Consider the following 16,699-nt stretch of genomic DNA (forward strand, 5'->3'; position numbering starts at 1 on the left):
GTGATTTCCAACGTTCCAGATGGCCTTTTGCTTGAACGTTATTTGAAAAGGTTCCGGATTGAATGTCTTTTCAAGAACCTCAAGTCTCTGGGTTTTCGGCTGGAGAACACCCACATGACGGATGCTCGGCACCTGGAACGTTTGGTGTGCCTACTGGCAGTGGTGTTCGTGTGGGCGGTGAAACTGGGCGAAAGGGTTCAGATTCCAAAAAAGAAACATGGTCGTTTGGCCCGGAGTGTCTTTCGGGTGGGGATTTCTCTGCTGCTGGAGTTATTCAGGAAGCCATTGTGGGCTTTACTGGAAGGCCTTCAGCTTTTGTTCCCCAAACTTGTCGGGTACTGAGGAGCATCGATCAATCCATCAAGATGATCAAAGATTCGGTACAGGTTTTTCAGATCATAAAGGACATTCTGGTTTTCCATGTTGTGTTCACTGTCCCTTGATGTGCTGACAACTGGACATGTCTCTGGTCATTATGATTCTTTGATGGACACCTGTTCAAGCAAGGTAAGGGTTGTTCTTGAATTGCAGTTCGTACAGGTCCCGGTACAGTCCCCCCAGAGCCAGCAATTCTTCGTGTTTGCCTTCCTGCACGATGCGTCCCTGATCCAGCACCAGAATGCGGTCAGCGTTGCGAATGGTGGACAGGCGGTGGGCAATCACAAAGGTGGTACGGCCTTGCATCAGGGTGTTGAGGGCCTCTTGCACCAGTGTTTCCGATTCGGAGTCCAGAGAACTGGTGGCCTCGTCCAGAATCAAAAGCCTTGGGTTTTTGAGGAGCGCTCTGGCAATGGCAATGCGCTGCCTCTGGCCTCCAGAGAGCTTGACGCCCCGTTCTCCGACCACCGTCTGGTACCCTTCAGGGAAACGCTGAATGAATTCATGGGCGTTGGCGGCCTGCGCAGCTTGCAAGACCTGTTCTTCGGAAGCATCGAAGTGCCCATAGCGGATGTTGTCGGTGATGCTCCCAGAGAACAGCAGGGTTTCCTGAGGCACAATGCCAATCTGGTTTCGCAAATCCTGCAAGGCCAGTTCGCGGATGTCGGTGCCGTCCAGCAAAATCTGGCCAGCTGTCACGTCGTAAAACCTCGGGATCAGGGACACCAAGGTGCTTTTGCCTGAACCGCTCGGGCCAACGATGGCAACCACTTCACCGCTGCTGGCCTGCAAATTCAGGTTGTGCAGCACCTCACCCCGGTCCCCATATCCGAAGCTGACCCCCTCAAATTTCACGGTGCCGGTCACATGGGCCAACACTTTGGGATGGGCAGGATCGGGCAGGTCGGTCTGGGTGTCCATCAATTCAAAAATTCGGCTGGAGGCCCCCAGAGCGCTCTGGACTTGCGCGAAGATGCTGGTCAGGGTGCCCACCGTTCCCGCGATGTTGAAGGTGTACAGCACAAAAGTCAGCAGTTGGCCGGGGCTGATTTCTTGCGTGGCCACCAGACGCCCTCCGTACCACAGCACCAGAGCCAGTGCCGTGAAAAGCGAGAAGAGGATGATCGGTCCCAGCACAGCGCTGATCATGCCGCGCTTCAGGGCCACTTTCAGAGAAGCCCCGATCAGGGTGTTGTAACGGCTGGCTTCGAAGGCTTCTGCGGTGAAAGACTGCACCACCCGCACCCCAGAGAGGGTCTCTTCGGCGTGGGCGTTCGCTTTGGCCACCTGATCCTGAAAAGCTTTGGACATCTGCCGGATTTGTTTCCCCAGCATGCGGGCCACCAGAGCCACCGCAGGCACCACCGACAGGATCAACAGGGACAGCTTCCAGTTGGTGAAAAACAAAATCGCCAGCGTGCCCAGCAGCACAATTGGCATGGTGAACACCTGCACCAGTGTGGTGGACACCACCGACTGCACCGTGGAAATGTCCGAAGTGAGCCGACTGGTGATGTCTCCGGTCCGGTTGTTCTCAAAGAACTTTGAAGAGAGGCCCAGCAGGTGCTGGTACAGCCCTTTGCGCAGGTCTGCCACCACGCTTTCTCCGGCCCGGGCAATCAGGTAATTCTGCACCCCTGTGAACACCGCTTGACCTGCAAAAACCCCCAGCAAAATGGGCAGGATGCGGTTCAGCTGGTTCAAGTTGGCTTCCAGAAAAGAAGCGTCAATCAGGCGACCCACCAGTTGAGGGAACATCAAATTGAAAGCGGTGGACACCAGACTGGCCACCCCTGCCACCACCAGACCGGTCATGTAGGGTCTGGCGTACTTCAACAAACGCTGCAATTGAGAGAAACTCTGGCGGCCCAGTGGTGCGGGTTTGCCATTGGAAACGGAAGGAGGGCGCAACATCCTCCCATGGTATTCCCCAGAGATGAAGACAAATGGACTCTGGCACAGGATGTGGGGGTCCGTGCAACGTCTGACCTCTGGCATGTCATCGGAAAAAGCTTTCAGCGGTCAGCCCTCAGCTGTCAGCAAAAAGACCATCCTGAGGCTTTTGGCAATAGAAAAAACAAAAACGACCATGGAAAGCCACTCAGATTTAAGCTCAAAAGGCAGAAAGAAAACCTTCCTTACTGGCTGACTGCTGAATGCGGAAGGCTCTCTCTGGTTGCAATCAAAAAGCCCCGAGATCTCCTCGGGGCCAATAAATCCATTGGAATCTGGCTCTGTTTTCAGCGGTTCAGCCTGCGAACCAGTTGGTTTTGTGCATCGTCCAGAGCAGCTTTAATGGACTTTCCATCGTTCAGAACTTGATTGAGGGCCGCGGTGAAAGCGTCACTGGCCACCGACTCCAAGCGGTGGGATTCCACGCTTTTCACCTTGTTTGCAGCACGCACCCACATGGGACGGGCCACCTGACCACCCAGGAAATCCACAGGTTGACGGAACAGTGCATCCGATTGAGCGGATTTCAGGGAGGGGAGGGAACTGTTCACTTTGAAGGAGTTCAGTTGCACCTCTTTGTTCAGGGCAAAGAATTTCAGGAATTCCCACGCCAGAGCTTTGTTTTTGCTTTGCTTGGGGATCGCCAGAAAGCTGCCGCCCCAGGTGGCGTAACTTTGCTCGGGCAGGTCGATGGAACGCCATTTGCCTGCGGTCTCGGGGACCATGCCACGCATGGTGCCTTCGAACCATGCACCGAAAGGCTGGGTGGCAATCTGCCCTTTGTTCAGCATGTCGGTCCACTCGGGAGACCATTCGGCGATGTTGGCATCGAGTTTCAGGTCGCGGGCTTTCTTGGCGAGGGTCAGGGCCTGCACGAAACGTGGGCTGTTCAGAAGGGGCTGCCCTTTGGCATCAAAGTACAGGCTTTCTCCGCTTTCCACCCGGGCACGGATGTAGGCCTGTGCCAGAAATCCTGCGTTGTGGAGGAGATATGCGCCGGTTTTGTCTTTGATTTTCTTGCCAGCGTCCAGATAACTGTCCCAGCTTTTGGTGAGGGCAGAGGTGGTGACGCCAGCTTTTTGCAGCACATCCGCACGGTAGAACAGGGTGCCGGGGGCAATGTCTGCTGGGAACACGTACATGCCTCCATCCGGGTTGGTGGATTGTGCCCACGCATAACCCGTGACTTTGCTCTGGTATTGCTTGGCGTTGTAAGGGGCTTTCAGCAGGTCTTCCAGACCGCCGGACTCACCAAATTTGGCCACAAAGCCCACCTCGACGCAGGCCACATCTCCGGCACCATTTCCAGAGGCCAGAGCGGTGGTCAGGCCGTTGTGGTGGTCGCCGTAGGCCAGAGCACTGACTTTGATGTCCACATCGGGGTGCTGTTTTTTCCAGAGGGGAATGGCGGCTTCGATGGCCTGATTCATGTTGGTGAAGCAACTGACGGTGAGGGTGGCGGCCTGTGCGCTTCCTGCAGCAGCCAGAGCAAGCAAAACAAGGGTGTGTTTTCTCATGTGTTCCTCCGAAGGCAAACTTCGCGTGGCACGAAAGGGACGGCCCGGTGCAGGTGCAGTCCGGTGGAGATGGGTGTCTGAATTGAAGTTTGCTTTTGCAGTGTAACCCCATTGCGGAAATTCTTCGGCATCATGCTGGACTTGCATGTTCTGGAAGCGGGAACGAAGGAAAACCCCTGGAATGTTTTCAGGCGTTGTTTTTTCTTTTCAAGGTTTTTCGGGATGGGACAGCTTGCAGGCCACTCTGGCTTTTCTGATTTCTTTCAGGGTGAAGGAAAACCCTCAAAAAAGGTGCACAGCCATGAGGATGGGTTTCTTTTTCAGCTTCAATGGGTGCAAGTTCTCAAGCAGAATGCAGACATCTGCAACCTTTCAGGGTGTTTCAATGGACGTTTCAATGAACACTGTTCGAAAATCAAAACCGCAAAAAGCAAAACCGCAAAAAGCAAAATGCCCGGACCAACTCCGGGCATTTTCAGGAGGCCTCTGGACTTCCAGCGGTTTCTCCAATCGATTCAAATAGGGGCTTCTTGAGTATGAAGTGCTTGCCGCTCAAATTGCAAGAGCAAACTCCAACGGTGAAGGCTTCAACCTCCGACGTGCACGTAAGGACGGTGCTGGGGATCGGGTTCGGCTTTTCTCAGGATTTCCCGGGTGACTGGGGCAATGTCTCCTTCTCCGAAGAGGATGAACCTCAGGAGGTACAAGACCGGGTTCCCTTCGGTCCAGCCGAAGTAAATGTGCGGAATCCGTCCAGTCTGGTCGCGAATGTGCAGCAGGGAGGCCGCCAGAGCGTTGGGAATGCTGGAACTGGTGCCCCGCAAAATGCGGTGCGGTCCCACTTGCACCCCCTGCAAATCCAGACGGTGTGCAAAGTCGGAAGCGTCATCGATGCTGACTTCCAGAAACAGCACCACATCGTCCTCGGGGATGTGGGTGTCGTCGCGGACCTGCGCTTCTTTCAGGCGGTACTCGCGTTCATCTCCGGCGTTCTTGCGGTTGGCAATGATGCGGATTCTGCCGTGGTTGTGGCGGGCCTCTTCACGCACAAAACGCATGGCTTCGGCGTCCAGAGTGACTTCGGTGACCCGGAGTTCGGTGGCCCGGAACACCCGTGAAATCAGGGAAGTGATGGTGATCAGCACGATGAAGAACCCGGCGATTTTCAGACCCCCGAGGTCTTTGAAGACGTTGACCGCGATGGTGTAGGCAAAAACCACCGTGACCAGCCCGAAGAAGAAGGTGAGCAGTTTCTGCTTTTTGTGTTTGGCAGACAGGGTGGTGGCAATCGCAGCGGAACCCATCAGGGCCAGCACGCCCGTGGCGTAAGCGGCGGCTTGTGCGTTCACATCGGCTTTGAAGATGATGGTCACCACAAAAGCAATGGTGGTGAAAATCAGGACCAGAGGACGGCTGGCCAGCGTCCACTCGGGGGCCATGCCGTATTTGGGCAGGTAGCGGGGCACGATGTTCAGGAGGCCGGCCATGGCACTGGAGCCTGCAAACCACAGGATCAGAATGGTCGAAATGTCGTACAGGGTGGCAAACCAGGTGCTGAAGTGCTCGTGGGCAAGGTAAGCCAGAGCGCGCCCGTTGGCCTCTCCGCCGGGTTGGAACTCTGCTGCTGGAATCAGCATGGTGGTGACGATGCTTGAACAGAGCAGCATCACGCTCATGATCACGGCTGCGCCGGTCAGCAATTTCTTGCCGTTCTGAATGCGCCCGGTGGGTTTTTGAGGGGTGTCCCCGGCTTTGCCTCGAATCTGGGGCATCACCAGCACGCCGGTTTCAAATCCCGAGAGCCCCAGAGCCAGGTAAGGAAACAGCAGCAAACTGGTTCCAAAAACGGACCACCAGTTGTGGGACTGGAACACCCGCTCGGTCCAGTTCTGGAAGTACTCGGGGTGCTGGGACATGTTGTAGAAGCCTTCGACAATGACCACCCCACTGAGCCCGAGGTACAAGACCACCAGAAAAATGGCGATGCCGATGGCCTCTTTGAAGCCTTTCAGGAAGACCCCTCCCAAAAGGGCAATCAAGAGCAGGGTCATGGGTACCGGATGGTCCAGCGATTTGGGCACCAGAGGGTTTTCGATGATGTGGGCGGTGGCGTCCGCTGCCGACAGGGTGATGGTGATGATGAACCCGGTCAGGGCAAAGCCAATCAGGATCAACACCAGAAATTTTTCCTGCCAGAAGCTGAGCAGCCTTTCCAGCATGCTGATGGATCCGTCTCCGTGCGGGGATTCTTCGGCAACCCGGCGGTACATGGGAAGCGCCCCAAACAGGGTGACGATCACCAGCACCAGTGTGGCAAACGGGCTGAGTGCCCCTGCCGCCAGAGCTGCAATGCCTGGCTGGTATCCGAGGGTGGAAAAGTAGTCCACCCCGGTCAGGCACATCACCTGGTACCAGGGGTGGGTGTGTTTTTCGGCTTTGCTTTCGGCCTCGAAGGGGCCTTCAATGTTCTGGTTTTGGCCTTGCAGCAGCCACTTCATGAGGGGCGACTGTGGGCGGGAAGGCATTTTGGTTTTCGGCATGTCCGATCCTTTGAAAGGCTGTGAGGTGTGAGTTCCTAGAGGGTTTTACGTGTGTTGTGGAAATCGGTTCCCAATTCGAATTCCGTTTGCCATCGTAGCAGTTTTCAGGCCGGTTGCCACGGGTCTGAAGTGGGGCTGATGATTGAAAACTTTGAGGCGCTGCATTCATCAATGCACTTGTCTATCAAACACAGTGTGGGTCTTTGAAAACCCTTGATCAAACCCCTGAGGCAAAACTGAAATCATGGCCGGTCATGTAAAACAAGTGAAGCAAAGATAAACCAACCTCATTTACAAAGGCTTTACTTTTGTGTTCCACAAGGTAAAGTATCATCATGGTCCACATCTATGAACGCAAGTACCCCTGTCCATGTTCCCGCAGCACGGTGACCACCAGCACCACGGAACATCCAACAGGTGGGCCCATCACCACATACCACATCGATTGCGTGGTGTGTGACCGTGCCTTTCAAGTCATGCAACTCTCTGCAAGGCGCATCCACAAGTTCCAGTCTCCTTTTTCCATGTATGTGCGCGTGGTGAAAAAAAGAGATGCCGAACTGTATGAAGGCCTCTATCAAGAACTGTATGATGTGCAAACCCTCCTGTTGCAGCAGTCCAGACAACGCCACCTCAATGCTTTCATGGACGCAGTGATGTCAGGTGAAGGCAAAAAGGGCATCTGGCTCAAACTGCAAAGCATCTCGGGTGAACCGACCCGCACCTTGCGGGCTTTCTACCGTTACACCAGCAAACGCATTGAAGAAATTGTGCGCAGCCATTTCACGTTGGAACGCCTGCCCACCATCCTGAAGAACCTCAAAATTGTGGACCCAGAGCTGGAGAACCTGTTTTCCAGGGCCGATCAGATTTACCGCCAGATTCACCATCTGGAAGAAGACATGGTCAAAAACGGCTACCGTCTGGAAGCGGGTGTGACCGTTCAGTGAATTTACGCCTCACTCAGCCATATCGGTTTTTGTGGTCTTTCAGCAGGGCCTGATACTCCAGATGGTCCCTTGCGGTGTGCCAGACCTTCTTGAAAATCTCGGCGGCTTCCGCCTTGACGGGATCGGTTTCCAGAGGCAAAACCTCGCCGGTTTTCGGATCGTACTTGCGACCTGAGCGGTGGTTCGCGTAACGCCTTGCGCGGGTGTAACCCATCTGCAGGAATTTGCGGGCCATGTCTGCCCCCACAAAATCATGGTCGGCCAGATACTTTAAAAACAGGGTGTGAATCTGTTCGCTGCTCTCACGTGCAGTTTCTGGATCTTTGAAACGCCAGAGGGGCAGAATTTCAGATTTGTATGGCTCAACCAGCAGCACCCCCTGCTCACCCACCCCGACCCGGTACAGCTCAGGGTGCTCCCTGAGGTTCAGGTTGGGGTAATCCAGCGAGTAATCAAACTTCTTGTTGGGGGTGGTCAGGCGTGTGCTGGACGCTTTCAGCTTGGTGCGGGGCATGGCAAGAAAAGTCAGCCTTCATCCTGACGGATGGGAATGCCCCGGTTTTTGGCCCAATCTTCGGCCCGGTCGGTGGCGATGGCAATGGCGCTTCCTTCCTCAAAGCCCTCTTCCAGCAGGGCATTGGCGATTTCCACGGCTTTGTTGCGCACCTCAGGATTAAAGTTTTTCAAGGATTGCGGATAATCATGTTCATTCCACGGCATGGTGACCTCCTGCCGTCCAGCATAGAAAGCCAGAGGGTTGCCTTACTGTGGGATTTGGTCCCGTCTGAAGGGAAGACCAAATCCAAAAACCACGCTGATGCAGTGGGTTGCACCCCTTCAGCGTGGTGGTTTTGAGCTCTGGAGGTGGCTCGAATTTCAGGTGTTGGCTTGCGTTCTGGTCGGTGTGCCTTGCACCTGTTCCAACCAGCTTTCAAAACTGCCTTCTGCTGGAGTTGCCCCAATTTGTGAAGCCCATTTTTTGTGGAGCCAGTACACCTTCTGTGATCCCAAAAGCAGACTTGCAAAAGATTGGACTTGCGGCTCGGGCAAAACGGCCATCACTGCAGGAAGCAGCCATCCCAGAGAGAGCACATCTTTGACTGGGTTGCAAGTCTTGAGTGCCTGCTGCACGGTTTTGAAGCCATCAGGATGGCCTGTGCGGGTTTGCAGGTGGGCTCGGGTGGCCAGAAAACGAAACAGTCTGGAGGGGTGTTGCGACACCAGTGATTCGGCCTCCTGCAAGAGTTCTTCTGCCAGAGCCACATCTCCCAGTTCGGTGCTGGCCCAGGCTGCCCCCATCAGGTTGTCCAGTTGGCTGAGCGGATTCCAGCCCTGAAACAACGGACGGGCTTCAAGGTGCACCATGCGGGCCAGTTCGGGTTCTCTGGACGCCAGATGGATGTCGGCCAGATGCAGCAAGCAAGAGGGAATGCGCCGTGAAAACCCGCTTTCGCGGCAAATTTTCAGGGACTCCTGACTGCTTTCCAGAGCGGTTTTCAGGTCTCCGCAGGCCAGACTCGCCACACTGAGGTTGTTCAGCAGTGCAGTCAGGGTGCCCGGACTGTGAAAAAGCCGTGCCCGTGCCAGAGAACCCAGCACCTGATCTCTGGCTTCCTCGTAGCGCCCGGTGTTCAGGTACACCATGCTCAGGTTGTTGATGGCCCGGTTGAGGTTTCCGGTGTCTTCCAGTGCTTTGAACGCTTCGATGGCTTTCAGGAAACGTTCTTCTGCGGTGGACCAGTTTTCGGTGCGCCCGGCCAGTGTCCCGAGCCGCATGATCCATGAGGCATACAGGCGGGGATTGTTCTGGGTGACCGTCAGCATGCCTGCTTTGGTGTAGGCTTCTGAAGCTTCCTGAAAACGGCTTTTGGCAGCGTAAGCGTCTCCCATCTGCATGTAGAGCCGACCTTGCGCCGCTTCGGTGGTGGCGACGTTCAGGCCTTGCTGCATCCACTCCAGACTTTCCTGAAATTGCCCTTTGCGTTCAGCAATCAGACCCCGGTGCAGGTACCAGCGGAAACGCAAGCTTTCGGGCAGTTGGGTGGGATCGCACTTTTCAATGCACGCCAGGCCTGTGACGACATCGCCCAGCCAGACGTGCATTTCCCCGAGGCACAGGTGCACCACGCTTTGCACATCCGCTCTGGGATGTTGCTGGGCTTGTTGCAGCATCTGAAGACCCGAGACGCTCAAAAAAGAAAACAGGCACGCTTCACTGAAAGCAGGACAGGCTTCCATGAACAGCTCTGGAAGGTGGGTCTGGCTGTACTGCATGGCGAGCAGCACGTCTGGCATCATGTGCCGGGTGTGTTCCAGAGCGGTCAGGTAAGCCGGGCGGTCTGCACCGTTCAGGATCAGGTGGTTTCTGGACAGCACTTCCAGATGGTGCCGGGCATGGGCTTCCAGATGGGGGCTGTTCTCTGGAAGGTGGCTGCGGGCCAGTTGCCGGATCAGTGGGTGCAAACTCAGGGTCATGTCCTGTTTGTTCACCAGACCCAACTGTGACAGGGAAAGCAGCACTGGAGGCCGAATCTGAAAGGTGTTTTTGGCTTGCAGCACCGTGAATCCTTCTGCAAAGGTGCTCAGGGCTTTCAGGGCTTCCTGCTCGTGTTCGTTCAGGCGCTCCCATGTGCCTTTCAGGACCTGCATCAGGCTTTTGGGGGTGCCTGCATCCAGAAAATCCAGCCCTTCCTGCATTTCGTTCAGGATGTCTTGCACCTCCATCAGGCGCACCCATCCTGCAGCCAGTTCGATGCCCAGAGGGGAGCCTCCAAGGTGCTGGCAGAGGGTTCGGATGACCTCCTGATCCTGAGGTGTGCACACAAAATCTGTGCGGGTTTTGCGGGCCACACTGCAAAACAGGTCTATGGCGTCACGGTCCCTGAGGCCCTGAAGTTCCAGCAGCTTTTCCTGAGGCACATTCAGGGTCCTGCGGGAGGTGCAGACCACCGTCAACTCGGGCAGGCGGTCCAGGGCCTGCTGCAACCAGTTTTCCAGACCCAACACTTGCTCGACGTTGTCCAGCACCAGCAGGACTTTTCCTCTGGAGAGCAGCACGTCCAGCACACTGGCGGTTTCCTCTTTGACCTGCAAATCCAGACGCAGGCGTTCCAGCAGGTCTTCAAGGGTTTTGCATTGGGCCGCCGAGATGAAGAGTGAATGCAGGTGCAGGCTTTCGCTGAAGGTGTGGGCCAGACGGGTTTTCCCCTGCCCGCCCATTCCCACAATGGTGATCAGTCTGGCCCCCTGCTGGTGCAGGGTGTGCAACTGCTCAAGTTCTGCTGCCCGACCCGGAAGCTGAACCGTGATGCTCTGGGGCAGGACCACAGGCACTTTTTCCAGTTCTGCTTTCATGGATTCGAAGGCTTCCTGAACGTGTTTTGCTGGGCCTTCTCCCAGTTCTTCAAAAGTGCTGGTGGTGTACCGCTCGTGCTGTTTGATCAGGTGGTCCCGGTTTTTCAGCAGGAAGCAGATCCGCATCAGGCCCAGATGTGCCCCCTCACTGGCCGGAAAGACTTCCAGAACGCTGGAAAAAGCCTGCTGTGCCCGGTCCAGATTGCCCTGCTGAAGCGCTTCCTCCCCGAGCACCAGCAAGAGTTGCAGGCGCAGGTCGGTGAAGCGCATGCGGTAAGGCTCGCTCCAGTCGTCGTACAGGTCTTCCGGGCTGAAATCTCCGGTCCACAGGTTCACCGCCGTCAAGAGGTCCTGAAAAGCCCGGCTTTTGAGGGCGGTCAGGGTGATTTTTTCGAAATCGAGGGCATCCACCAGCACGCCCCCCTCTGCACTGAGCACAATTTCGCCCCGAGAGAGGCCCACCTCGATGCCCTGAAACGGCTGGAAGGCTTTGCGGAGGTTGTACAGGGCGTTGTACAGCTGCGCGGCCCCCTGCTCGGGTTCGAGTTCTGCCCAGAGTTCCTCGATCAGGCGGTCTTTCTGGAGGCGGTGCTCCGGGTGCAAGGCCAGCATTTTGAAGACCGAACGCACCTTCTTGCGGTTGAGGGTTTTGTCCGGCAGTGCACTTTCCTGAAACCACACCCGGAAAGGCCCCAGAAGCTGCACACGCAAGGTCATCTGGGTGCCTCCTGCCCCTGCATGGTTTCGGTGATGGTCTGAAAAACCTCCAGCCAGGCCTGCTTGAGTTCAGGGGTGAAATCCTCGGCCATGGTTTCCTGAAAGACCCAGATCAGGGCCTCTCCAACCTGCATGTAATGCTCGGGCAGCACCCCATACCCCACATGGCGGGTGCCCAGAGCGGCCACCTGCGTGTGAAATTCCTGCTCAGAAGGGATGTGCTCCACCATCCAGCGCAGCATGGTCACCAGACGGTGGGCTTGCTCGGCAATGCCAATGTGAAAGAGGGGACGCAACTCGGGGTTGATGGCAAAGAGTTTCCGGTAAAAGATGTCTCCGAAGAACACTTCCATCTCGGGGTCTTGTGGGATCAGGTCATGGAACGTGCGCTGAATCAGGGTGATGTGCCGGGCAGTCAGGACCGTCATGGTGTTCTCATGATGAGGGGCAAACCTGCAAAAGACAACCATCCATGGGCACAACATTTTGAAATCAAGAGGCCCAGAGATCAATCAAGTCCTTTCTGGAATATGAACTTGTGTTTTTGAATTCGGTGCAGGTCCCATTGGGAAACAGAAAATGATGCCTCAGGGTTTTCCCGGAGTGCAGGGGAAGGGGATGGTGCTGCATCCTTTCTGCGATCTCCATCAAATCTCCACATTTCACTGTTGGGATCTTCACAACTCTGGTGCACAATACACCCGTGCAAACGTTGACCAAGACCAGTCCACTGATTCTGGTGGTGGAAGATGAACCCGAAATGCTCGAACTGATGGAAGCCTACCTGAGAAGGGACGGGTTCCGCACCGAGCATGCCATGGATGGCGAACGGGCCCTCGACCTGTTCCGGGCCGCCCAGCCGGATCTGGTGCTTCTGGACATCCAGTTGCCACGCCTGAGTGGTTTTGATGTGCTGAAAACCATCCGTCACAAGCACCTGACCCCGGTGATCATGGTGACCGCCAGAGCCGAAGACCTCGACAAACTGCTGGGTCTGGAACTCGGGGCAGACGATTACGTGGTCAAACCCTTCTCGCCCAGAGAGGTGGTTGCGCGGGTCAAAGCGGTGCTCAGGCGCACCCAGCAACAAACCCAGAGTGTGATCCGTCTTGGCTTGCTGGAAATCGATTCGAACGCCATGGTGGCCCGCATGGACGGGCTGCGCCTTGACCTGACCCCTGCTGAATTTCGCTTGCTGGAATACCTCGCAAGGCATCCGGGCAGGGCCTGCTCCAGAGCGGAACTGCTGGAGGCTTCGCTGCCCAACTCGGACGCTCTGGAACGGGTGGTGGACACCCACCTGAAAAACCTGCGCCGCAAACTGGAGCAAACCGGAGCGGTGGGCATGCTGGAAACCGTGAGGGGGGTGGGGTACCGACTGTGGCTCGACCACTGAAATTTCCATTCCGCAAGCCTTCGATTTACAGCATCGCAGGCAAACTCAGCCTGATGACCCTGGCGGTGGTGCTGCTCACCAACCTGATCACGGTGGGGTTCATGCAGTATCAGGCATGGCAACGTTTTGAGAAACTGCCCCCCAACCTCAAGCAGGTTTTGCAGCAAAAGGGCGACAGTTTCTATCGAAATGCAGGACCACCTGCCCCGAACCGGGATGACGGGGAGGTCCGTTTTCAGGTGGTGGGCAATGGTGCCCCCTCTGGGGCTTACACACCGAAAGGCCCACTGGCCAACCTCAACTGGGTCACCCCCCTGTACACACCTCAACAAAACTGGAATGTGCTTTTTGAACAACCCCGCACCGTGCGGGTTCCCAAAGGCTTGCGCCTCAGGGACGACCTGCAAATCTCACTGCTCTGGTCCACCTTGATTGGATGCCTGCTGGGGGCAGGACTCTCGGTGTACTTTTCCCGCCGTCTGGCGCGGCCTCTGGAATCGGTGGCCCACGCAGCAGCGCAAGTCAGCTCGGGAGACCTCAGCACCCGAGTCAAAATGCGCAAAGTGCGCAGGCCCCAACAAGATGAGGTGTACCACCTCACCCAGCACTTCAACCGGATGGCCGAAACGCTGGAAAGGCAGGAGCAGGAACGCAAAAACATGATTGCCGACATCGCCCATGAACTGCGCACCCCCATTGCGGTGATGAAAGCCAAGTTGGACGCCCTCGAAGACGGCATCGTTCCTCTGGACCTGCAATCCATCCAGAGGTTGCAGGTCCAAACCAACCTGCTGTCCCGACTGGTGGACGACCTGCGCACCCTCTCCCTTGCAGACGCAGGAAAACTGGACCTCAGCACACAGGTGGTGGACATCGCCGCTCTGGTGGAAAACGTGGTCAGCGAATACCAGACCATCGCCCACCGGGAAAACGTCAATGTGGAGGTGCACACCAGCCATGAAACCATCCTGATTCCCGGAGACCCCGACCGATTGGCGCAGGTGATCAGCAACCTGCTGGAAAATGCTGTTCGTTACACCCCACCCGAGGGCCAAATTCAGGTGCAAGTGACCCGCAAGCAGGACACCGTGCACATCCAGGTGCAGGACTCTGGTCACGGCATTCCCGAGCATGCACTGGAACACATCTTCGAACGTTTCTACCGGGCAGACGGCTCACGCAACCGGGGCACCGGAGGCACCGGACTCGGGCTGGCCATTGTGCGCACCCTGACCGAGTTGCATGGTGGGCGGGTGAGGGCGTGGAACCAGAAGGGCTCTGGGGCGGTTTTTCTGGTGGAGTTGCAGGTTTGAAAAACATAAGGCCCATCAGTGCAAATGGAAGCGGATGCCTTTGCTGTGTATCTGCATTCCGCTCAGCTCATGGAATTGCACTTCTTCACCTCCCAGATCAAGGTAAGGTTGTGTGCCTCCCAGAGCAAAAAGGCTGGGAAGGATCAGGTCATCAAATCCCCTGAGGGTGGCTTCAAATTGTGCCGAAAACAGAAAAAGACGGTGTGCAAAATCAAAATGATGTTCAGAGGACCAGAACATGCGGTCCAGAAAACAGAAATTCGTTGTTTCAGGGACGGAAACCCCTTCAGGTTCCCAGTTCATGAAATACGCCCCTTGAATGCCCTGTTCATCCCACACGAAGCATTGTTGTTTGCCATCTGCTTCAAGCAAGGCCAGAAGCTCTTTCTCTCCAAAAAGAAAAACATGAGATTGCCGGGTCTCCTGAATCAGAGCAGCCACCACAGCTACATCAGAAGCCCTGAGCGTACGAAAAGCCATGGTTCAGTTTACTCTGCTGGTTCGTCTTGCTCCTTGCACTTTGAGTGTCCTTCAATTTGCAGGGTTTTTGAGCCACACCTCCACCACCAGACCCTGCGGTTCGTTGCGAAACAGTTTGACTTCCCCTTCGTGCACAGCAGCCACTTGTGCCACCACGCTCAGCCCGAGGCCACTGCCGGGAGTGCGGGTGCCCGGCGCCCGGTAAAAGGTTTCGGTGGCTCTGGAAAGGGCTTCATCCGAGAGTCCCGGTCCAGAGTCTTTCACCTGCAAGACAGCGAACTCTTGTTCTTGCAGGGTCTCTTTGCGCAAAGAGACCTGCACTTCTGCCTGTGGTGCGTGGTGCTCGGCGTTGGTGAGCAGGTTCAGGAGGGCCTGACGGATCAGGAGGGGATCTCCGCACAGGATGTGCTCCTCGGGTCCAGACCAGAGCACTTTGCGGCTGGTGGCGGTTTCGCGGGCCAGTTCGGCCACATCGAAATGGACTTTGTGGCTGCGCCCTTCCCGGGCCAAGGTCAGCAGGGATTCGCTCAGGCGGGCCATGCGTTCCACCTCTTCTTCGATGGTGCCGAGGGTTTCCTCTGGGTTGGCGTATCCGGCTTTCCAGCTTCCCAGATGCAGTTTCATGGCGGTCAGGGGGGTGCGCAGTTCGTGTGAGGCGTTGCGGGTGAATTCGGTTTCGCGGGTGCGGTAGGCAGAGAGGCGGTCCAGCATTTCATTGAAGGTTTCGCTGAGTTCACGCAACTCGCCCTGCCCGTCCTGAGGGACCCGGAGGGACAGGTCGCCAGAGTGGGCCACTTTGCGGGTGGTGTCCAGCAGGTGCTGCAAAGGCCGCAGAGCAGGACGGCTGAGCAGCAAGGCCAGCACGGCTCCCACCAAGGTCACCAGCAAGGTGGTCAGCACCATGGTTTGCTGGTAACTGGTCAGGCTGCTGGACAGTTCTCTGGAGGAAATTGCCCCCTGCACAAAAAAATCAATCTGGCCTTCATCGTCGATGGGTCCGGGCCACGTCACCACCCGCCACTGCCCGTAGGTGGTGGGTGCCTGGTCCAGTGTGGGCAAGGGAATCTCGGGCGGAAAATCCCCGAAAGAACGCAGCACCACCCCTTCATGCACGATGCGCACCCGGGTCACGTAGCCCTCGTAGGTTTTGTTGAGTTCACGCAAACCCCGTTCGTCCATGCTGGAACGGCGGATCATGCGGGACCACTGCTGCACGTAAATGTTCAGGTCGCGGTCCAGACTGGAGTACACCTGATGCTGGAAACTCAGGTACCCGAGGGTGCCCTGCACCAGCACGGCAATCAGGGTGGTCAGGGCGATGAACACCGCCAGACGGCTCCTGAGGCTCACACCTCCTCCAGACCCAGACGGTAGCCTCCCGAGACGGTTTTGATCACCTGCGGGGCCAGTTTGCTGCGCAGGTGGTGGACATACACCTTCACCACTCCGGCATCGCTGGCCTCTTCGCCCCACACCAGATCCACCAGTTCCTCTGGTCGGTAAATCCGACTGGGAGACATCATGAAGCGTTCGAGCAGGGCGTACTCACGGCTGGAGAGTTCCACCAGCGTCCCTTGGTGCTTCACGCTGCGCCTTGTGAGGTCCATTTCCAGCGTGCCATGCACAAGGACACTGCTGCGCACCTCATGGACCCGCCTGAGCAGGGCGCGCACCCTTGCCAGCAACTCGGGCAGGTCGAAGGGTTTGACCACGTAATCGTCTGCACCTTCGTCGAGGCCCATCACCCGGTCTTCCAGAGCGTCTCGTGCAGTCATGAACAGGATCGGTCCGGTGTAACCGGCTTTGCGGGCTTCTCTGGCCAGCAAAAAACCCCCATCTTCGCTTTCCGGCAGGCGCACATCCAGCAGCATCAAATCCGGTTCGAATTCCAGAAACAGGGCGCGTGCACGCGTGAGGTCCGGGGCATGACGCACCAGATGGCCTTGCGCTTCCAGAGCGCGGATCAGGGGACGGGCAATGTTGAATTCATCTTCGACAAGCAGCAAGCGCATGGAGTCTCTTTTCAGGGGTCAGGAAACCAGAGCATTTGACAGAAGAATAAAAGGTTGTCTCTCTGGAAAGGGTTTCTTGAAATACAAGG

Annotated in this window: 14 protein-coding genes and 1 pseudogene; 5 read left to right on the forward strand and 10 right to left on the reverse strand. The window is 56.5% G+C overall.

The features are described 5' to 3' along the window. Positions 1-342 (forward strand): annotated as a pseudogene (locus Q371_RS13840) (IS4 family transposase); the annotation flags it as partial. 156 nt (positions 343-498) lie between these two features. Here the strand turns inward: Q371_RS13840 and Q371_RS13845 are convergent. Beyond that, positions 499-2,292, reverse strand: coding sequence for an ABC transporter ATP-binding protein (locus tag Q371_RS13845; RefSeq protein ID WP_034341607.1), 1,794 nt, complete (start codon positions 2,290-2,292; stop codon positions 499-501). 61 nt (positions 2,293-2,353) lie between these two features. Between Q371_RS13845 and Q371_RS13850 the strand changes: the two genes are divergently transcribed. Further along, positions 2,354-2,527: a hypothetical protein gene (locus Q371_RS13850; RefSeq protein ID WP_157442705.1), complete on the forward strand. Its 174-nt coding sequence runs from the start codon at positions 2,354-2,356 to the stop codon at positions 2,525-2,527. A 91-nt stretch (positions 2,528-2,618) separates the two neighbouring features. On the opposite strand, the gene Q371_RS13855 is transcribed toward Q371_RS13850, so the two are convergent. Together Q371_RS13855 and Q371_RS13865 are read right to left on the reverse strand one after the other, a co-directional pair. Continuing rightward, a complete protein-coding gene (locus tag Q371_RS13855) occupies positions 2,619-3,848 on the reverse strand; it encodes an extracellular solute-binding protein (protein WP_034341682.1) in 1,230 nt (409 codons plus the stop codon). Between the two features lie 587 nt (positions 3,849-4,435). Further along, positions 4,436-6,388 carry an APC family permease gene (locus Q371_RS13865; RefSeq protein ID WP_051964384.1) on the reverse strand — a complete coding sequence of 651 codons (1,953 nt, stop codon included), beginning with the start codon at positions 6,386-6,388 and terminating at the stop codon, positions 4,436-4,438. Between the two features lie 335 nt (positions 6,389-6,723). Here Q371_RS13865 and Q371_RS13870 point away from each other — a divergent pair, with 335 nt between their 5' ends. Further along, entirely contained in the window at positions 6,724-7,338 is a 615-nt protein-coding gene (locus tag Q371_RS13870) for a hypothetical protein (protein ID WP_034341611.1), read from the forward strand. Between the two features lie 13 nt (positions 7,339-7,351). Here the strand turns inward: Q371_RS13870 and Q371_RS13875 are convergent, their stop codons facing one another. From Q371_RS13875 to Q371_RS13890, 4 genes are all read right to left on the reverse strand, one after another. After that, the gene (locus Q371_RS13875) at positions 7,352-7,852 is read right to left on the reverse strand and encodes a DUF4385 domain-containing protein (RefSeq protein ID WP_051964386.1); all 501 of its coding nucleotides are present in this window, start codon (positions 7,850-7,852) and stop codon (positions 7,352-7,354) included. A gap of 11 nt (positions 7,853-7,863) precedes the next feature. Beyond that, positions 7,864-8,058, reverse strand: a complete 195-nt coding sequence (locus Q371_RS13880) for a DUF2188 domain-containing protein (RefSeq protein ID WP_034341612.1) — start codon at positions 8,056-8,058, stop codon at positions 7,864-7,866. 156 nt (positions 8,059-8,214) lie between these two features. After that, positions 8,215-11,409, reverse strand: a complete 3,195-nt coding sequence (locus Q371_RS13885) for an AfsR/SARP family transcriptional regulator (protein ID WP_034341613.1) — start codon at positions 11,407-11,409, stop codon at positions 8,215-8,217. Next, positions 11,406-11,837: a globin domain-containing protein gene (locus Q371_RS13890; protein WP_051964388.1), complete on the reverse strand. Its 432-nt coding sequence runs from the start codon at positions 11,835-11,837 to the stop codon at positions 11,406-11,408. The genes Q371_RS13885 and Q371_RS13890 overlap by 4 nt, the downstream gene beginning before the upstream one ends. Positions 11,838-12,112: 275 nt before the next feature. On the opposite strand from Q371_RS13890, the gene Q371_RS13895 reads away from it, so the two are divergent. Both Q371_RS13895 and Q371_RS13900 read left to right on the forward strand, forming a co-directional pair. Further along, on the forward strand, positions 12,113-12,805 hold the full coding sequence (locus Q371_RS13895) for a response regulator transcription factor (protein WP_281174311.1): 693 nt from the start codon (positions 12,113-12,115) through the stop codon (positions 12,803-12,805). Further along, positions 12,790-14,118: a sensor histidine kinase gene (locus tag Q371_RS13900; protein WP_084571434.1), complete on the forward strand. Its 1,329-nt coding sequence runs from the start codon at positions 12,790-12,792 to the stop codon at positions 14,116-14,118. The genes Q371_RS13895 and Q371_RS13900 overlap by 16 nt, the downstream gene beginning before the upstream one ends. 15 nt (positions 14,119-14,133) lie before the next feature. On the opposite strand, the gene Q371_RS13905 is transcribed toward Q371_RS13900, so the two are convergent. From Q371_RS13905 to Q371_RS13915, 3 genes are read right to left on the reverse strand one after another with little or no spacing between them, the layout of a single operon-like run. Continuing rightward, positions 14,134-14,598, reverse strand: coding sequence for a hypothetical protein (locus Q371_RS13905; RefSeq protein ID WP_034341615.1), 465 nt, complete (start codon positions 14,596-14,598; stop codon positions 14,134-14,136). Positions 14,599-14,649: 51 nt separating this feature from the next. Then, positions 14,650-15,948 carry a sensor histidine kinase gene (locus Q371_RS13910; RefSeq protein ID WP_034341616.1) on the reverse strand — a complete coding sequence of 433 codons (1,299 nt, stop codon included), beginning with the start codon at positions 15,946-15,948 and terminating at the stop codon, positions 14,650-14,652. Continuing rightward, complete coding sequence (locus tag Q371_RS13915; RefSeq protein WP_034341618.1) at positions 15,945-16,610, reverse strand: response regulator transcription factor; 666 nt, start codon at positions 16,608-16,610, stop codon at positions 15,945-15,947. The genes Q371_RS13910 and Q371_RS13915 overlap by 4 nt, the downstream gene beginning before the upstream one ends. Positions 16,611-16,699: the final 89 nt, after the last annotated feature.

Origin of the sequence: Deinococcus misasensis DSM 22328 (assembly GCF_000745915.1) — a bacterium.
GTDB lineage: Bacteria > Deinococcota > Deinococci > Deinococcales > Deinococcaceae > Deinococcus_C > Deinococcus_C misasensis.